The sequence below is a fragment of the Idiomarina sp. ST20R2A10 genome, assembly GCF_051842345.1.
Taxonomy (GTDB): Bacteria; Pseudomonadota; Gammaproteobacteria; order Enterobacterales; family Alteromonadaceae; genus Idiomarina; species Idiomarina loihiensis.
In genome coordinates this window covers 128943-147460 of sequence record NZ_JBNIEY010000003.1, presented here as the reverse complement: position 1 = coordinate 147460, position 18518 = coordinate 128943, and the positions used below count along the sequence as shown (strand labels likewise).

17 protein-coding genes and 1 riboswitch are annotated in these 18518 nt (G+C 48.5%); of the genes, 6 read left to right on the top strand and 11 right to left on the bottom strand.

Going from position 1 to position 18518, the window contains the following annotated elements; genetic code table 11:
- Positions 1-16: 16 nt before the first annotated feature.
- Complete coding sequence (locus ACP7H9_RS06435) at positions 17-3736, bottom strand: nitrate reductase subunit alpha (protein WP_439222403.1); 3720 nt, start codon at positions 3734-3736, stop codon at positions 17-19.
- Positions 3737-4049: 313 nt separating this feature from the next.
- Between ACP7H9_RS06435 and ACP7H9_RS06430 the strand changes: the two genes are divergently transcribed.
- Positions 4050-5846, top strand: a complete 1797-nt coding sequence (locus ACP7H9_RS06430) for an ATP-binding protein (protein WP_439222402.1) — start codon at positions 4050-4052, stop codon at positions 5844-5846.
- A 9-nt stretch (positions 5847-5855) separates the two neighbouring features.
- Here ACP7H9_RS06430 and ACP7H9_RS06425 read toward each other — a convergent pair whose 3' ends face one another.
- A complete protein-coding gene (locus ACP7H9_RS06425; protein ID WP_439222401.1) occupies positions 5856-7187 on the bottom strand; it encodes an MFS transporter in 1332 nt (443 codons plus the stop codon).
- Between the two features lie 222 nt (positions 7188-7409).
- On the opposite strand from ACP7H9_RS06425, the gene narL reads away from it, so the two are divergent.
- From narL to ACP7H9_RS06410, 3 genes are all read left to right on the top strand, one after another.
- Positions 7410-8063 (top strand): two-component system response regulator NarL, encoded by a 654-nt coding sequence (narL, locus tag ACP7H9_RS06420; RefSeq protein WP_439222400.1) that lies wholly within the window; start codon positions 7410-7412, stop codon positions 8061-8063.
- Complete coding sequence (gene moeA / locus ACP7H9_RS06415) at positions 8060-9289, top strand: molybdopterin molybdotransferase MoeA (protein WP_439222399.1); 1230 nt, start codon at positions 8060-8062, stop codon at positions 9287-9289. The genes narL and moeA overlap by 4 nt, the downstream gene beginning before the upstream one ends.
- Positions 9290-9354: 65 nt before the next feature.
- Positions 9355-10953, top strand: coding sequence for a thiamine pyrophosphate-binding protein (locus ACP7H9_RS06410; protein ID WP_439222398.1), 1599 nt, complete (start codon positions 9355-9357; stop codon positions 10951-10953).
- Here the strand turns inward: ACP7H9_RS06410 and modC are convergent.
- The 9 genes from modC to moaA all read right to left on the bottom strand — a co-directional run bounded on the left by modC (position 10943) and on the right by moaA (position 16735).
- Complete coding sequence (gene modC, locus ACP7H9_RS06405) at positions 10943-12043, bottom strand: molybdenum ABC transporter ATP-binding protein (RefSeq protein WP_439222397.1); 1101 nt, start codon at positions 12041-12043, stop codon at positions 10943-10945. The two genes, ACP7H9_RS06410 and modC, sit on opposite strands and share 11 nt — an antisense overlap.
- Positions 12037-12720, bottom strand: a complete 684-nt coding sequence (modB, locus tag ACP7H9_RS06400) for a molybdate ABC transporter permease subunit (RefSeq protein ID WP_439222396.1) — start codon at positions 12718-12720, stop codon at positions 12037-12039. Before modB ends, modC begins: the two co-directional genes overlap by 7 nt.
- A complete protein-coding gene (gene modA, locus ACP7H9_RS06395) occupies positions 12713-13486 on the bottom strand; it encodes a molybdate ABC transporter substrate-binding protein (RefSeq protein WP_439222395.1) in 774 nt (257 codons plus the stop codon). The genes modB and modA overlap by 8 nt, the downstream gene beginning before the upstream one ends.
- Positions 13471-13926: a molybdopterin synthase catalytic subunit MoaE gene (gene moaE / locus ACP7H9_RS06390; RefSeq protein ID WP_439222394.1), complete on the bottom strand. Its 456-nt coding sequence runs from the start codon at positions 13924-13926 to the stop codon at positions 13471-13473. The genes modA and moaE overlap by 16 nt, the downstream gene beginning before the upstream one ends.
- Before the next feature lie 9 nt (positions 13927-13935).
- A complete protein-coding gene (gene moaD, locus ACP7H9_RS06385) occupies positions 13936-14181 on the bottom strand; it encodes a molybdopterin converting factor subunit 1 (protein WP_439222393.1) in 246 nt (81 codons plus the stop codon).
- A complete protein-coding gene (moaC, locus tag ACP7H9_RS06380; RefSeq protein WP_439222392.1) occupies positions 14178-14666 on the bottom strand; it encodes a cyclic pyranopterin monophosphate synthase MoaC in 489 nt (162 codons plus the stop codon). Before moaC ends, moaD begins: the two co-directional genes overlap by 4 nt.
- Positions 14667-14675: 9 nt before the next feature.
- Positions 14676-15182 (bottom strand): molybdenum cofactor synthesis domain-containing protein, encoded by a 507-nt coding sequence (locus ACP7H9_RS06375; protein WP_439222391.1) that lies wholly within the window; start codon positions 15180-15182, stop codon positions 14676-14678.
- A complete protein-coding gene (gene mobA, locus ACP7H9_RS06370; protein WP_439222390.1) occupies positions 15172-15756 on the bottom strand; it encodes a molybdenum cofactor guanylyltransferase in 585 nt (194 codons plus the stop codon). The genes ACP7H9_RS06375 and mobA overlap by 11 nt, the downstream gene beginning before the upstream one ends.
- Before the next feature lies 1 nt (position 15757).
- On the bottom strand, positions 15758-16735 hold the full coding sequence (moaA, locus tag ACP7H9_RS06365; RefSeq protein WP_054488684.1) for a GTP 3',8-cyclase MoaA: 978 nt from the start codon (positions 16733-16735) through the stop codon (positions 15758-15760).
- Positions 16724-16863: riboswitch (molybdenum cofactor riboswitch) on the bottom strand. (Overlaps the previous gene by 12 nt.)
- A 156-nt stretch (positions 16864-17019) precedes the next feature.
- Here moaA and trhP point away from each other — a divergent pair.
- Positions 17020-18318 (top strand): prephenate-dependent tRNA uridine(34) hydroxylase TrhP, encoded by a 1299-nt coding sequence (trhP, locus tag ACP7H9_RS06360; protein WP_439222389.1) that lies wholly within the window; start codon positions 17020-17022, stop codon positions 18316-18318.
- Positions 18315-18512, top strand: a complete 198-nt coding sequence (locus ACP7H9_RS06355) for a 4Fe-4S binding protein (RefSeq protein ID WP_439222388.1) — start codon at positions 18315-18317, stop codon at positions 18510-18512. Before trhP ends, ACP7H9_RS06355 begins: the two co-directional genes overlap by 4 nt.
- Positions 18513-18518 lie beyond the last annotated feature (6 nt).

Sequence of the window (18518 nt, the reverse complement as noted above, 5' to 3'; positions counted from 1 at the left end):
TTGTCCCCACTCCGAATTATTCAGTGTCCAGGAAGTCGACTTTGTCCATCTTGCGGACCACCACGAATTCATCGCGGTTACAGCCAACTGTCCCATAATAGTTAAAGCCATAAGCTTGTTGTGCGTAGCCACCGATCATATGAGTCGGCTTCATTATCACGCGCGTAACTGAGTTGTGAATACCACCACGGGTGCCGGTTAACTCAGAGCCAGGCATGTTCAAAATACGCTCCTGTGCGTGATACATCATGCTCATACCTTCCGGTACTCGCTGTGACACCACAGCCCGCGCACAGATAGCACCGTTGACGTTGAAAATGTCCAGCCAGTCGTTGTCTTCAATACCTGCTGCTTTCGCGTCAACTTCACTAAGCCAAACAATGGGGCCACCACGCGATAAAGTCTGCATCAACAAGTTGTCAGAGTATGTACTGTGGATACCCCATTTCTGGTGCGGCGTGATCCAATTCAGTACAATCTCTTTGTTACCGTTTTTACGCTTATTCAATACCGGCGCAACGGTTTTCAGGTTAATTGGTGGCTTATAGGCACATAAGGTTTCCCCAAAATCACGCATCCATTCATGATCCTGATAGAATTGCTGACGACCGGTAATGGTGCGCCATGGAATCAGCTCGTGAACGTTGGTGTAACCTGCGTTGTAGGACACATGCTCATCTTCCAGACCCGACCAGGTTGGTGAAGAAATGATCTTACGCGGTTGCGCAACGATATCGCGGAAGCGGATCTTCTCTTCTTCTTTGGGTTTCGCCAAATGCGTATGCTCGCGACCCGTTAATTTGCCCAGTGCAGCCCAGGCTTTCACCGCCACATGACCGTTGGTTTCCGGCGCTAGTGATAAAATAACCTCACAGGCGTCAATAGCCGATTCAATCTTAGGCCGCCCTTGGTTAATACCTTCTTCAACGTGTTTGCGGTTTAACTTACCGAGGAATTCAACCTCTTCCTTGGTATCCCAGTTAATACCTTTACCGCCGTTGCCCAGCTCATCCATTAATGGGCCAAGCGAGGTGAAACGGTTATAGGTATTAGGGTAGTCACGTTCAACCACGGTAATGTTCGGCATGGTTTCACCCGGAATGGCTTCACATTCGCCTTTCCACCAGGCTTTACCGCCGTACGGCTGTGCCAGCTCGCCCGGGGAGTCGTGTTGCATAGGAACGGTGACCACATCCTGTTCAACACCTAGATGACCTTCGCTTATACGAGAGAACTCTTTCGCTATACCTTTGAAAATTTCCCAGTCACTGCGCGCTTCCCAGACTGGGTCAACGGCTGCCGTTAGCGGGTGAATAAACGGGTGCATATCCGAGGTATTCATATCGTCTTTTTCGTACCAGGTAGCTGTCGGCAAAACGATATCTGAATACAAACAGGTGGTGGACATGCGGAAGTCCAGTGTTACCCACAGGTCAACTTTACCTTCAGGAGCATCATCTACCCACTCTACGTCTTCCGGCTTTTTACCACCGAAGTCGCCCAAATCTTTACCTAGCAAACCATGTTTAGTACCTAAGAAATGCTTGAGCATGTATTCGTGGCCTTTACCTGACGAGCCTAACAAGTTAGAGCGCCATACAAACATGTTGCGTGGGAAGTTTTTCGGGTCGTCTGGCTGCTCACAAGCAAAGCGAACATCGCCACTTTTCAATTGTTCAACTAAGTACTCTTTTATATCTTTACCGGCTGCTTTAGCGGCTTCTGCAATACGCAACGGGTTTTGCCCAAGCTGCGGCGCCGAAGGCAACCATCCCATGCGCTCAGCACGCGTGTTGTAATCAATTATGGTGCTGTTCCACTTGTCTTTATTTGCTAAAGGCGAAATGACTTCGCTCATATCAAGCTTCTCGTAGCGCCATTGACTAGAGTGGTTATAGAAAAACGAAGTACCGTTCATATGACGTGGCGGGCGCTGCCAATCCAGACCAAAGGCCAAAGGAGTCCAACCGGTTTGTGGGCGCAGCTTTTCCTGGCCAACATAGTGAGCCCAGCCACCACCAGATTTACCAATACAACCACACATCATCAGCATGTTAATCATGCCGCGGTAGCTCATATCCATGTGGTACCAGTGGTTAACACCGGCACCGACGATGATCATCGAACGACCTTTGGTTTTGTCAGCATTACGGCCAAACTCGGTTGCAACGCGAATCACATCGGCTGGTTTTACGCCGGTAATGTGTTCCTGCCATGCAGGCGTATAAGGCACGTCGTCGTTGTAATCTTTCGCACGGTTTTCATCGTTAACGCCGTTATCAACACCGTATTGCGCCAACATCAGGTCAAATACCGTTGCTACATAAGCGGTTTCGCCGTTCGCTAATTCGACCTTTTTCACCGGTACTTTACGAATCTGAACTTCGTCGTGCTCAGTGTGCTGGAAGTACTCGTATTCGTGCGGCGCGCTGCCAAAGTATGGGAAACCTACCTCAACGATTTCATCATTGCTGTCTTTCAGTGACAGTTGCAGCCCAACATCGCCATCTTTATCTTTTTGTTCCAGGTTCCACTTACCAGATTGTCCCCAGCGATAACCGATAGCGCCATTCGGGCTGGTCAGACGGTTGTCCTTTTCGTTAATGGCTATGGTTTTCCAGTCTGGATTATTTTCTTCGCCCAGGTTGTCCACCAAATCGGCAGCCCGCAGGAAGCGTCCCTGGTTCAGGGCTTTTTCGCCCGGCTCCAGCATAACCAGCATTGGCATGTCGGTATAGCGAGTTACATAGTCGTGGAAATATTGACTTTGCTTGTTGACGTAGAATTCTTTCAGAATAACGTGGCCAAAGGCCATAGCCAGAGCCGAATCAGTACCTTGACGTGGTGCTAACCAAGTATCACCAAACTTAGAGGCTTCTGAATAATCCGGAGTAATAACGCAGGTTTTCGTGCCCTTGTAACGCACTTCGGTAAAGAAGTGAGCGTCTGGTGTACGCGTTTGCGGTACGTTAGAGCCCCAGGCAATGATGTAGTTGGAGTTATACCAATCAGCTGATTCCGGTACGTCTGTCTGCTCGCCCCAAACCTGTGGTGATGACGGTGGCAAATCGCAGTACCAGTCATAGAAACTCAGGCAGTTTGCGCCAATTAATGACAAGTAACGCGCACCGGCAGCGTAGGAAACCATCGACATTGCCGGAATGGGTGAAAAGCCATTGATACGATCCGGACCATATTCCTTTGCCGTATAAACGTTGGAAGCCGCGATAATTTCATTCACTTCTTTCCAGTCTGCACGGATAAATCCGCCCATACCGCGGGATTCTTTGTAACTTTTTGCCTTTTTAGGATCAGTAACAATAGATTCCCAGGCTTTCACCGGGTCTTTATGTTGTTCTTTGGCTTCACGCCACAGCGTCATTAACTGCTGGCGTACTTTAGGGTACTTCAGGCGGTTAGCGCTGTAGATATACCATGAGTAGCTGGCACCCCTCGGGCAGCCGCGCGGCTCATGGTTAGGTAAGTCAGGACGTGTCCGAGGGTAATCAGTTTGCTGGGTTTCCCAGGTAACCAGTCCATCTTTAACATAGATTTTCCAGCTGCAGGAACCGGTACAGTTCACACCGTGCGTTGAACGCACGACTTTATCGTGCTGCCAGCGCTGGCGATACCCTTTTTCCCACGTTCTGTCTTCATTGGTAGTAACACCATGTCCATCCGAAAATGGTTGCTTTTGCGTTTTAAAGAAACGCAGTTTTTCAAGCAGACGACTCATAATTAGACTCCCAGTCCACGTCTAACAGTAACTAAATAGATATGTGGGGGAAGTGTGCGTGATCCTGAGGCGACTTGCCAGTTCAAAAATTAGCTTAACTTATTGATATACATTAAAAACTACCACCAAGGTGGTATATAAGTTTAGTGGTCATAGACTGATTTATAAGGTTTTTTTTGATTTTAATTGAGAGTGATTATTAGTTAGCGCTAAAGGTGGTAAAAAAGAGGTACACCAAAGTTACCAGTTGTTGTCCCCCTCTTTAGAAATGCTATATGATGTACAGGAATTTTTATCTTGGGCACGCACTAGAATGATACGCAACGCTTCCATTATTAATGTTTTCAGAATATCGCTTGCGCTTATCGTGATCGTGGCTAGTGCTTCCTCCTTATCGGCATTTTGGCTGTTAGAAAAATCAGAGCAGGATGCTGAGCTTATCAACGTTGCCGGTTCACACCGGATGAAAGCCTATAAATTTGCGTTTCAGATATCCAGCGGTGAGGCGACCGAAGCAAATCAGACCGCCGAAAACATAGGCATGCTCTGGGAGCAACCACTACTAAACCACCACTTCATAAAGGCTGGGGGCAGTATTCAAGAATTGGCAGAAGAAGCACGCTCTGAATGGCAACGAATTCAGTCTGACATAGCCGAGCAGGGTTTTGCCAACTTGTCGCAAATGCAAAATGAAGCTATAGATAGCTATGTGACTCAGCTAGATGCTCTGGTAGGCCAACTTCAAGCGCACTCAGAGCAACGAATGGAGAAAGTTCGTAGCGCTCTGGCTTTAGCTTCTTTTTTCATCGTTGCCATATTCTTCTTCCTTCTAACGGTGCTCAAACGCAAGATTGATCAGCCGTTAATGCATTTACTATCAGTTTCCCGACGTTTAGGACAAGGTGACTTTACCGCTAAATCCAAAATCAATAATGAAGACGAAATTGGCCAATTGTCTCGTACTATGAACAAAATGTCGGAGACTGTCAGTTACTTTTATGGCGGGCTGGAACGTCGAGTGGAGCAACAGACACAGGAACTGTCGCGCAAAAATAGAGTACTTTCTTTTTTGTACGATACTGCCCGCTCCATTATTGTTCATAGTTACGACTACAATAATTATCAGGAAGTTATTGAGAAGCTCTATGAAGTAGGTGAAGTAGACGATATCGAACTGTGTCTACTGACAGAGGAAGGTAGCCGACCCTTTTTACAACTGCAGCCACGCCCTAATGTACAAGAACCTTGTGAAGGTGGCGATTGTGCAACTTGTATTAAAGCCGGTCCAGGTGCTTCAGTAATAGACGATAAGTTAATTTACCGTTTTGTTCTGAAAAGAGAAGATCATAATTACGGTGTACTTATTGTCCGTTGCGGGCAAGAGCAACCACTTGAAACCTGGCAGCAACAACTTATGAGTTCAACCGCTGATCAATTGGCTTTGTCACAAAGTCTGAAGTCGGAAGAGGAGCAAGTGCGCAGACTCGCACTAATGCACGAGCGTACAGTTATTGCGCGTGAACTTCATGATTCACTAGCACAGGCTCTGTCCTATTTAAAGATACAAGTCACGCGCTTACACAAGGGCATTGAGAAGAATGATCGGGCAACCATTGACGATGTCAGCAGTGAACTACGTGAGGGCTTAAATTCCGCCTACAGCCAATTGCGCGAACTGCTGACCACTTTCCGCTTAAAAGTGGACGGTTCAGGCCTTTATAACGCGCTACAAACGACGGTTAAGCAATTAACCGAGCAAAGCAACATGTCTATCCACCTGAATTACCACCTGAACAACATACCGCTGGCTCCACATGAAGAAATTCACTTACTACAGATTATTCGTGAGGCCAGTCAAAACGCGGTTAATCATAGTCTGGGAACTCGGGTTCACATACGTCTGTCACAACCTAGCGGTCAGGATGTTGAGCTTAGCATTACTGACGATGGTATAGGCTTGCCGGAGAATGCTGAAAAGATTAACCATTACGGGCTGGCCATTATGCAGGAACGCAGCCGAAACCTGGGTGGTGAAATTAAGATGTCACGGCTGGCCTCGGGTGGTACCGAAGTTCTGTTTACCTTTACTCCCGACTATCTGCTGCAATAGTCAGTTTGCCTATGGGTTATAGAATTGTCCATGTCGACGCAGGTAGATAAAACCGTTTAGCAGTAAGCCAATGACGTAAAAAACAATAAAATCGATATACACTGTATCGATACTTTGCGACTTAAGCGCTAATGTAAAACGCAACGGCAAATAAACCGCACCAAGCATAGCGATGGTTCCCGCCCAAATCAGTACCCGATGAGTGTAAGTTCGGGGAAAAACTTTTCTCATAGTGACCACGACCGAGCCATTTCCTAAAGCGCTGGTAAAAATAAGCCCCAGCATACTGATAAAGAAAGGCTCAAAATAAAGTTCGGTGGCACCGTGCTGAGCAAAATACATGTAGCGCCCGGCGAACACACCAAAGAGCATCATCATCAGTAAACTAATTTGTGTTATTAACGCGCCGCCAAAAATTCCAGCCAGCCAACGGCCAAACGGACGGGCCAGGAGTGCAATAAATGGTCCCATCCAAACCAGAATTAACGTGCTATAACCAAAGACAAATTCCAGCAGTAACGGAAGCGCCATAGCGAAACCAATAAAACTACCAAAAGTCATGTTGTATAGAATGCTACAGTACCAGACGTGGCCATTCTGGGTAAGAAGCTTTCGTATAGTTACCTTGGGTAAAGACTGCTTTTTCGAGGCAAATAATGCTGTGCCGACACTCACAATGGCAGTAAAGGCAAATAGAATAGCCCAGACGCAACTAAAGCTGTTTAAGAGAATATATTCACCCGCATCAATACGCGCAAAAAAGTTTCCACTACTGCGCTGCAACACTAAATAAGATTCCATTCCAGCCGGCTGCCAGGTTGCCAATAGCGGTACTGCTAACTGTGCCAAAAACAAAGAGAATATGGTCATACCAATAACCACACTCATAGATAAAGGCAAATTCACTGAGCCTTTTGACTGACGAGTTAAATCAAATGCCGGCGCGAACATCATACAACCAAGACCAGATAGTGCTGCCAATAACGCCAATACTGAGTAATTAATATCCGGTGCGGAAAACTGCACGACGCTATCAACGCTGACCAGTAACATGATGGTTGCGATAACCGCAGGCATCCAGCGTCCAAGCTGATTCACAACTAAAGTACCTAAAAGTCGTGATAAAGCGCCACTGCCTCCGGCTATTGCGACTAACGACATGAGCTGACTGGAGGTTAAGTTGGTGTTTGATTTCGCCAACAACACCACAATAACACTCCAACTCGCCCAAAAGGTGACACCAAGCAGCAACACACTAAGTGTTAGCCAGCGCAAAACCGCATGGGAACCAAGGTTTCCATGGACATTGCTTAATGTATTCGCCGACGAAGCTTTATCCATATAGTCGCAATTATTAGTTCCAGTTTATGACTACAGACTTTGCTACTAAGGCAGGTTAGATACAACTCACAACAAGAGTTAGTTTTAGGGTTATTATGGAGTAGTGCTCTACCTATTTTTAGGTACTTTTTATATTCAAAAGTATAAGTTGAGCTTACCTGCGGTGTTTTTTTAAACGTACTGTGTCAAACTAACTAAGTTAAGTATACAAGGGAGAAGACTATGACAACCGAGGCAGCCAGCATTATGTTAGTGGACGATCATCCGCTACTGCGCAAAGGGCTGAAACAGTTGATAGCGATGGAAGACGACATGACAGTTGTCGCCGAAGCCAGTAACGGGCCTGATGCTCTGCTATTAGCCGTTGAACACGATCCGGATCTTATTGTCCTGGATCTCAACATGCATGGTATGGATGGCATAGAAACCTTAAAAAGACTAAGGGACTCAGGCGTTACCTCTCGCATCATTATGCTGACAGTCAGTGATGCTGACGACGATGTGGTGGCGGCCATTACTAATGGCGCTGACGGTTATTTGCTAAAAGACATGGAGCCAGAGCTTCTATTAGAGCAGATTCATCGCGCGGTTACCGGAAAAATGGTGTTAAGTGAAGCCATTACCGAAATACTGGCGACAGCCTTGCGACAGCCAACCCACTCGGCTACCTCTCAACTGAGTACACTAACGAACAGAGAGCATGAAATTTTAAGCTTAATAGCTAAAGGCATGAGTAACAAAGTCATTGCCCGCGAATTGGATATTTCCGATGGTACTGTTAAGGTGCATGTTAAACATTTATTGAAAAAGCTGGGCTTGCGTTCTCGTGTTGAGGCCGCAGTCTGGATGGTTAATCAACAAGGTGAACAAGCATGAATACCCCTTCTCTAATGCCGTTCGAACAGGCACTAGGAAATATGCTCGATACCGTTTCTGCAATAACCGATAAAGAGACAGTCGAATTATCTAAAGCACTGGGGCGAATCCTCTGCAGACCCGTAAATTCAACACTCGATGTTCCGGGTTACGATAATTCGGCCATGGACGGTTACGCCGTCCGTAGCAGTGAAGCGAAAAAAGGTGCTTGTCTGAAAGTTATTGGCGTAGCTGCTGCGGGTCACCCTTATAACGATGAGATCCCCGCAAATAGTTGCGTTCGTATTATGACAGGCGCTCCCCTGCCTGACTCAGTAGACGCTATGATCATCCAGGAAAATACGGAAGCCAACCAGGATAAAAGCGGTATCACCCTATTACAGGATGTAGTTGAAGGCGATAATATCCGCCGCCGGGGTAGCGATATTGCCTTAGGTGAAGAGGTTATCGCAACCGGCACACGCTTAAGCCCTGTTGATATTGGTTTACTGGCGTCCCTGGGGATTGAAGAAGTTACGGTTTACCGAAAACCGAAAATTGCGGTGTTCTCAACCGGTGATGAATTAGTAGCCCCCGGCGGAAAGCTGAAAAGCGGGCAAATTTTTGACAGCAACCGTTATCTGTTACTGGCTATGCTGGAGAAAATGGGGGTTGAGGTTATTAACCTTGGTCGCCTGAATGACGACTTAGACGCCATAAGTCAGGCTTTACGGGACGCAACACAAAGTTGCGATGCCGTTATTACCAGCGGCGGGGTTTCTGTTGGCGATGCCGATTTTACCAAAACCGCATTGGAGCAATTGGGGTCTGTTTCTTTTTGGAAAGTAGCAATGAAGCCCGGCAAACCTTTTGCCTTTGGTAAGCTGAAAAACACCTGGTTCTTTGGCTTACCCGGCAATCCAGTTGCCGCTGCGGTAACAATGGAGCAACTGACACAACCGGTATTAAAGCACCTGGCGGGTGAAAAGCACATCAACCCGGAGTCTTATCGGGCAATTGCGTCCGAATATCTGAAAAAACGCCCGGGCCGAGCTGACTTCCAGCGGGGCTGGTATGAACAGGACAACAACGGTCAACTTAAAGTCAGTAGTGCTGGTTCGCAAAGCTCAGCCGTGTTAAGCACACTAAAACGTGCCAACTGCTTTATTAGACTGGAACAAGAGCGCGGTCCTGTAAATTCAGGTGAAGAAGTCACTATTCTGCCTTTTTCTGCTCTGTTGAAGTAATTTTTGACCCACATCAACTCAGTCTGACGCAAAACATGGACACTGTTCCTTCTGGGAGGGTGTCCATGAAATTTACAGACGTACTATTAGATCAACTTGAAGAACTCGGCATAAAAGAGCTGTTCGGCATTCCGGGCGACTTTATTCTACCTCTTCTGGCAGACATTCAAAGTCGCCAGCGCATGCCGTTTCATTATCTTAGCCATGAGCCTGCCATTACCTTCTGCGCAGATGCCGCAGCCCGTATTTGTAACAGGCCATCGGCGGTATTTCTTACCTATGGTGCTGGAGCTCTTAACGCAGTGAACTCCGTTGCTCAGGCGTACGAAGAGCACGTTCCTCTTATTGTTATCGCAGGTTTTCCGGCGCAAAAAGAAATTGATCGCGGTTTAAGCATTCATCATCAGGCCAAGCAGGTTGACTCGCAGAGTCTTATTTATGAACAAGTCACCTGCTGTCAGATACGCATAAATTCACCGTCTACTGCCACCGAGAAACTGCGAGAAGCGCTGAGTGCCTGCCGTAAATATTCACGTCCGGTATTAATTGAAGTTGCGCGGGATGCTTACGATTATTCGGTTAAACAGCCGCAGGCTCTGGCTGCGCCTGAAATGCCAGACACGGAATTGTCCAGCCTAACCTCACAGTTAAAAAAACGCCTGGAAAAAGCGAAAAAGCCAGTGATTCTGGCAGGCGTTGACGTGCGGCGCTTTAACGCCTCTGCTGAGCTGGAAAACTTCAGTAATAAAACCGGCATTCCAATTATCACGACCTTTCTCGGTCGCGCCGTGGTTGATCACACCCACCCTAACTTTGTCGGCGTATTCCTTGATGATGCTGATACCAGGGCCTATCAGTTGCTCGAGCAGGCCGACTTAATTCTGGCAGTGGGGGTTATTCGCACAGACAGTAATTTTGCTGCTCATAATCCTTTATTTGGTAGCGAGAAACTGGTGGATATTCAACAAAACCACTGCCAGGTAGAAAAAAGCGCTTACCATCATGTTCAGCTGGATAAGCTATTTCAGAAACTAGAGCAAAGTAACCTCCCGGACTACCGCTACTCTAAAACCGTAACCGACAGCGGTTCGTTACCTGACAATACCTTTAATGCCGACAATGTTATACGCACAATTCATCAGCAATTGGCACGCGGTGAACAGGTGGTTCCCTTTGTAACCGATGTCGGCGATTGTTTGTTCGCTTCTTTACAGGCCGAACCCAGTCTTTGCCTGGCTCCCGCGTACTATGCGTCTATGGGGTACGCTATTCCCGCAGCCTATGGCATTCAGGCGACAACGGGCATGAGGCCAATGGTACTGGTTGGTGACGGCGCCTTTCTAATGACGGGGTTGGAGCTTGGACATTTTCAACGGCATGAGTACGCCCCAATTATTGTGTTATTCAACAACCACTGCTGGGACATGATTCAGGCTTTTGCACCTCAACTTGAATGCACCAACCTCCATGGTTGGGATTATCAGCAACTGAGCCAGAGCATGAACTGCGACTACTATCGCGTCAGCCAAAATGAACAACTTGAAGACGCCGTTCAGCAGGCGTTAACGCAGACAAAGAAAGTGTCTTTTATTGAAGTGGAACTGGCAGCCAATACCCGAACCGAAAGGTTGAACCGTTTCGCCTATCGTTTTCTTAATGCATAGCGGCGGCTTTAAATGACGCATAAACCTGTTGTTGTAACTTCAGGTTCAAGCGTTTAACCGAGGCATTGGTTACCAGCGCCCGTAGCATCTGGTCGCCGACCGCTAAAACAACAACGGTTTCGGCTACATGCTTAGCGGGTTCAAAGTCGATAATGCGCGCGGCAACCTGATTCGTCAGTGAAGTATTAGGCAAATATTCTGTGGCAATACTGACATCCCGCGCCCAGACAAGCAGCCGCCCCGGCGGGCGAATCTCCATCTCGCCCAAACCCGCCACATCAACAGCAGCATTGACCGGTAGCCAGAGTTGCTGATCGGCCAGTTGCCAAGCAAGCAGTTCATCGGTCGCATTAACACGGCCAGCGGGCTTGTTTGGTGGCGTTACCGATAACACTGACAATGGCCCTTCGCTGTGGCCGGCAAGCGAATCGACCTGGGTCTGCAAGCTGCCACTGGATACCAATTTCCCGTCAGCCATGATAACCACGTCATCAGCCAGCTGCACGACTTCCTCAACATGATGCGACACCAGTAGCATGGGTAGCCGGAAACGATTTTGTATTCGCCTTAAGTCGGTAAGAATTTGTTTTTTCGCGGTTGTATCAAGACCATTCATGGGTTCATCAAGCAATAATAACTGAGGCTGTGACAACAATGCCCGACCAATGGCTACGCGTTGTTGCTGTCCTCCGGAAAGCTGATCCGGTTTACGCTGCAGCAACTCATTCAGCGACAACATCTCAACGACCTCAGCAAAGCCAATAGCCAGTTCACTGTCATTGATGTTTTTCGGCATGCCGTAGCGCAGGTTATTTTCAACCGACATAGTGGTAAACAAATGGGCCTGTTGAAATACCAGAGCCAGTCCACGCTGTTCCGTTTTTGTACGCACTTTGCGCGAATGCCAAAGTGCGTCCCGCCAGCGAACGCTGCCTTTCAGCCCGAGAGTTAATCCGGCAATAGCACGTAACAAGGTACTTTTTCCGCAGCCAGAAGGACCAAAAATTGCGGTTACACGGTCATCAGCAAAACTATGCGCCAGTTGCAGACAGAAGTCCCCTTGCCGCTGTTCAATATTGACCGTTAGCATAACCGGCCTCCACGCTGAGTGCGTTTCTGCCACGCATAAACCGTGACAAGCACGGTAAAGGCAAACAACAACAGACCCAGCGATAGCCGCTCAGCCGCATCGTAATTCATTGCTTCGGCGTGGTCATAAATAAGCACAGACAGCACTTGAGTTTCTCCCGGAATGCTGCCGCCAAGCATCAGAATGACGCCAAACTCGCCTAAGGTATGAGCAAAGCTTAACGTTGCGGCAATTAAAAAGCCGCCCTGACAGGATGGTAGAACAATAGTCCAAAAACGACGCCACCAGCCGGCGCCTAAGGTCGCGGCAACATCCAGCTGCTCTTTGCCCAGTTGCCGAAAAGATTCCACCAGTGGCTGCACCGCAAAGGGTAAGGAATAAATAACTGAGCCAATGAGAATACCTTCAAAACTAAATGCCAGGTGATTCAGCCCCCAGGATTCCAGCGTGGAGCCAATAAAGCCGTTAGGGCCTAGCCAAATTAGCAAGTAAAAACCCAGTACCGTGGGAGGCAGTACCAGTGGCAAGGCCACAATGGCCTGAACCGGAGCTGCCAGCCAGCTGCGCTGATTTGCCAGCCACCAGGCAATAGGCGTAGCCAGCAGTAATAAAATAAGCGTACTGTAAGCACCTAACTGCAGAGTCAATACTACCGCCTGCCAGTCTGTGCTACTCATTACCTATTCCCGTCCTTTTGTCTGCCACTAGCCCATGTTCACGCTTAAGCGGTTTAAATTCTTCCCTCTGAGTAAACTGACTGAACTGCTTTGCCAAATTTTGGTCGCCGGCTCGTTTTAGCACCGCGTGGGACTGCTTTAACAGTTTTTCATCCGCTAAGGGCAGTATCATCATCTGACGTTCATTACGTAAGTCAGATGGTAAAACAGAAAACGCAACTAACGCCATATCGGCTGCACCTGACAAGGCCATTTGCGCTGCTTGAGCTACATTTTCTGCGTAAACCAACTGCTCTTGAACAACCTCAGCAAGCTGATGGTTCTCTAAAAAACGCATGGCCGCCTTGCCAAACGGAGCATGGCGAGGCTGGGCAATAGCCAGAGTCACCGACTTCATCTCGCTCAGTTGCTCAACCGAGTCAGGCAGTAAGTCCGCCTTAGCGCTCCACAAAACCAGTTGCCCGTAACCATCAGTGATGATTTCACTGCTTAAATAGCCTGTTTCTTGCAAATGCTGAATGTAGCTATCGTCTGCGGAAAAGTAGAGGTCATATGGCGCACCATGCTGAATTTGTGTCGCGAGCTTACCTGAGGAGCCAAAAACCAGGCGCAAAGAGATGCCCTGCCGTTGTTCAAACTCTTCCGCCAGTTCGGTCAACAACGGCCGGTAACTGGATGCAGCCGCTATGGTCAGGTCTGCGGCCCATACCGTCGACGACAAAAACAATAATAACAAAGCCCAAAGCTTCACTACTGCTGACTCCATTGTTCTGCTGCTTGCTGGTCACTTTGCTTTGCTTCTACCCAGTGCTCGCCTTCTTCTGTGTGTTCTTTTTTCCAGAATGGCGCCCGTGTTTTCAGGTAATCCATAATAAAGCAGGCTGCCGAGAAAGCGGCCTGCCGATGGCCACTGGCAACGGCCACCATAACAATTTGTTCATTCAGTGCCAGATAACCAACCCGGTGAATAACTGTCACACCATGCAGGTTCCAGCGTTTCTGAGCCTCTTCGACAATACCGGTTAACGCCTTTTCGGTCATTCCCGGGTAATGCTCAAGCTCAAGCCCACGTAGGCCACCCTCAGCAAAGTCACGAACTAAACCAGTAAAAGTCACTACCGCTCCACACTGGTTATTCTGTGCAAGGCGCTGATATTCTGCCGCTAAATCGAAATCTTCATGCTGAACCCGGATGCTGATACTCATTAATAACTCCTAGCCCCCGGTAACCGGCGGGAACAGCGCCACTTCGTCACCATCATTAACCTCAGCGGTTAACGGCGATAAATTCTGATTCACAGCGCAAAGCAACTGATAACGATCCAGTTCTTTGGTGTAACGCTCAGACTGTTGTTTTAATACCTGAACCAGCTCTTGTACTGTATTGACATCAGCATCTACCTGAGTTTCTGCTAACCCTAATCGCTCTCGCAATACTGCAAAAAATTTTACGGTGATCACAATGGGGTACCTCCTCGCGTCCAGTGGCCTCGTTTGCCGCCTTCTTTCTCAAGCAAACAGGTATCGGTAATGACCATGGCCGGATCAACCGCTTTGCACATATCGTACACAGTTAACGCAGCGACTGAGGCTGCCGTCAGGGCCTCCATTTCCACGCCAGTGCTGCCAGTCACTTTGCAGAGACTCTGAATGCGAACTTCGCCTTTCTCGCGGTCAAGTTCGAAATCGATAGTGACTTTGGTTAGCGCTAACGGATGACACAGTGGAATCAGCTCACTGCACTTTTTTGCGGCCATGATGCCGGCAATGCGTGCCGTGGCCAGCACATCGCCTTTTTTGGCAGCGGCGGCTTCCAGCAGCTCAATCACATCGGTGCGGCTACGTAGCTTGCTTTGTGCCACCGCTATACGTGTGGTGGTGGCTTTATCAGCAACATCCACCATATGGGCTTCGCCGTGTTGATTCAGATGGGTTAATTCACTCATGTGTTTTCCTTATGACAGATGGCCGACGAAGTTGCAGGGGCCCTGGCGAGAATCCAGCTGAGGTCCCAGCAAACTGTCCCAGGCCAGTTGTGCCGCGCCGCCAGAACCTGGTACCGCGGCAACTAAGGTGCGGTTCGCTAACCCTGCAAAAGCCCGGGACTGCATACTAGAGGTGCCGATATCAGCAAAAGACAGCTGCCTAAATAACTCACCGAAGCCATCGATATGACTGTCCAAAAGTGGCATCAGGGCATCCTGGGTCACATTATCCAGCGCAAAACCGGTACCGCCATTGGTTACCACAACTTGAATATCTTCACGCGCTATCCACTGGCTGATCAACGCTCTAATCTGGTATTTGTCGTGACTCAGTACTTCGCGTTCCACAACCTTGTGACCGTCGTTTTCCATGAGATTCTGCAGCAGATCGCCGGTGCTGTCATCCGCCCGGGTGCGTTTATCTGAAAAAGTCACCACAGCGATGTTTAGTGGCTCAAAGGATTTATTAGCTTTCATGCATCCACTCCTGAGTTTGGCCGTGAATTTTACATAGTTGCGACCATTGTTCCGGGGTATTGGTGTTGACCAGTTGTGATTCGTTCTGGCAGGGCAAGGCTTGCGCGTTAAATCGTTGCAGCAGTGCAAAAACTGATCGCCGACCATCGGGGGCCGATAGCTGCTGTTCAATATCCGCCTGTAGCTCGGTACTATTGGTTAGCACGCAAGGTAGCGCGCAGTCCTGATAGTAAGTTGCTGGCGCTTTATTGCTGAGCAGCGGCAGTAAGGTTTCAGCTGTCAGCGCCGGCATATCCACCGGTACCACCAGCACTTTAGTAAACTGGCAATGCGGAAGGCAGGCATGTAAGCCAGACAAAGGTCCCTGTCCCGGTAGAGTATCGGTTACGAACCCCGGCTGATTGCGGCTAACAATAATATCGCGACAGCCCAACTCCGATAGCTTCGCCTGCATGTAATCCAGTAAGCTTTCAGAGCCAAAACGCAGCAGAGCTTTGTCCTGCCCCATTCGGGAAGAACGCCCGCCAGCCAGCAGTATGCTGCTAAAAGAAGCACTTAGGTTAGAGCCGACCATATTAACCACCAATCATCGCCAGATGGCGCGTTGCTCCGCTGTTACCCTCGTGCAAGCCGTGAGTCGCTTCTTTCAACATAATATTGTCACGCAGTGCGTTCATCAGCGGTTCCGGATCATCGCTTTGTAAGTACTTGCGAATATCCTGATGCTGTTCGGTAAACAGGCATAAGAACAGCTGGCCCAGGCTGGAAACCCGCAGCCGGTTACAGTCGTCACAGAAGTCTTTGCTGTAAGGCATAATAAGCCCCATTTTCCCTTTGTAGTCAGGGTGCGTAAACTCCTGCGCCGGGCCAGCGTTGTCCGCTCTTGAAGTAAGCGACCAGCCTTCGGACTGAAGCTGCTGTTTTATGCTTTCTCCACTGACATGGTGACGCTGATAGTATTCTGTATTATCCGTAGTACGCATTAGCTCAATGAATCGCAACGCCACATTGCGGTCTTTAATAAACTTGAGAAACTCAGGCAGCTCACCGCCATTGTATTGCTTTAGCAGCACGGTATTGACCTTGACCGTTGCAAAGTCCATATCAACCGCTTGGTCGATACCTTCAATAATTTCCGGAAGTTTATTTTGCCCGGTCACCAGATGAAAAGTACTGGGATCCAGGCTGTCGATACTGACATTAATTGCGTCCAGACCGGCGTCACGCCAGGCGGGTAAGTCGCGCTTCATGCGGTAGCCATTGGTAGTCATTGCCACTTTCTCAATGCCGGGAACCGACTTACAGGTAGCAATAATTTCCGTCAGGTCTTTACGCAGGCAAGGTTCACCACCGGTCAAGCGTATTTTGGTGGTGCCCAGTTTGGCAAAAGCCGTTACCAGACGGCGCACTTCAGGCAAAGTAATTTCATACTTACGGGAGCTGCAGTCAGGGCCATCGGGAAGGCAATAGTCACAGCGAAAGTTACAGCTTTCAGTCAATGACAGGCGCAAATAGGTAAAGCGGCGCGCGAAGCGATCTTGTAATTGTTGCATATCACACCTTTCCAAGTTCGGGAGGTACTTCCGTTTCCAAAAGCACCCTGGTGGCTGAATTGCCACGGCATACCGTTCATACCCTAATGAAAGAGCTTAGAGCCGGTAGCTCGGCGTAGTGTGCACAGCTTAGTAGAGCAAGCTATAGAGCGAAATTACCTTGAAGAGGGGGTAAAAACTACCACTTAAGGGGTACTACGGGGTTACATGCCTTGATATGCATCAATTATCGACAAGCTTATTTCTGTTAATCTTTGCCGCCACTTTGGTCATACAGGTGTTTTATGCCAGCCGCTCATTTTCGCCCAGAATTGCTTTGCCCTGCCGGTAGTCCAGAAGCCATGCGTATGGCTTTTGCTTATGGTGCGGATGCTGTTTATGCCGGTGAACCTCGCTACAGTCTTCGGGTACGCAATAACAGCTTTACCCTGAAGAATTTAGGCCACTGTATTGACGAAGCACACCAACAGGGAAAGCGCTTTTATGTGGTGGTCAACATTGCGCCACATAATGCCAAACTGGCAAAGTTCGTTGAACACATCAGCGCTATTGTCGAGATGCAGCCCGACGCACTTATTGTATCTGACCCCGGCGTGGTGATGCTGCTACAACAGCACTTCCCGCAACAGCCCCTGCATTTGTCGGTACAGGCCAACACCATTAACTGGGCGGCTCTTAAGTTCTGGCAACAACAAGGTATTGAACGCGTTATTTTGTCGCGCGAATTGGGGCTGAAAGAAATTGCCGAGATGCGCCAACACGTGCCGGATATTGAAATCGAAGTTTTTGTACACGGCGCTTTATGCATGGCCTACTCTGGTCGCTGTCTGTTGTCTGGTTATATGAACAAGCGCGACCCCAATCAGGGCGCCTGCACCAATGCCTGTCGCTGGGGTTATGAAGTGCACGAAGCAAAGGAAAACGCTGTGGGTCAATATGAACCTGTACTTCTCGGCGACCCGAAGCGTCCGCAAGACTTAATGTTACTCGATGAAGATCAACACGGCTCATACATCATGAATTCCAAAGACCTGCGCGCCGTGGAATATGTAAATGACTTAGTGGACATGGGTGTGCACTCACTAAAAATTGAAGGCCGTACCAAATCAGACTACTACATTGCCCGAACCGCTCAGGTGTATCGCCGGGCAATTGATGACGCGGTTGCCGGCAAGCCTTTTGATACCGAGCTTCTTAAAGAGTTAAATGGTATGGCAAACCGTGGATTTACCGCAGGCTTCTTACAACGCCATACGCCACAAGATTTGCAGAATTATGAACGCTCGCACAGTGAAGGTGAGCATATTTTAGTGGGCCAACTGGCTGGGGGAGCAGACAGCAACTCCGTTTATGAGGTGGTGGTAAAAAATGGCTTTTCCATTGGTGACGAATTACTGCTGATGACCCCCAAAGGCAATTATCCGTTTCAATTGGCACGCATGGAGTCACTAAAAGACGAAGCCATGATCCGTGCGCCGGGATCAGGCTACCAGCTCAAAATTCAGACACCTTTTCCGATAGACGAACACGATATTCCCTATTGCTTTCTCATAAAAGAAGCAGCAGTGAGGAAAGTAGCATGATTGTCATTAATGACGGTTGTATTAACTGCGATATCTGCGAACCTGAATGCCCAACCGAAGCTATTTCTATGGGCGACAGCATTTACGAGATAAACCAGGACAAGTGCGTCGAGTGCGAAGATTATTACGATACACCGAACTGTTATGCAGTTTGCCCAGTCGAGGCCATCGACATTCTACAAGCAAAGAGGTAGCTACCT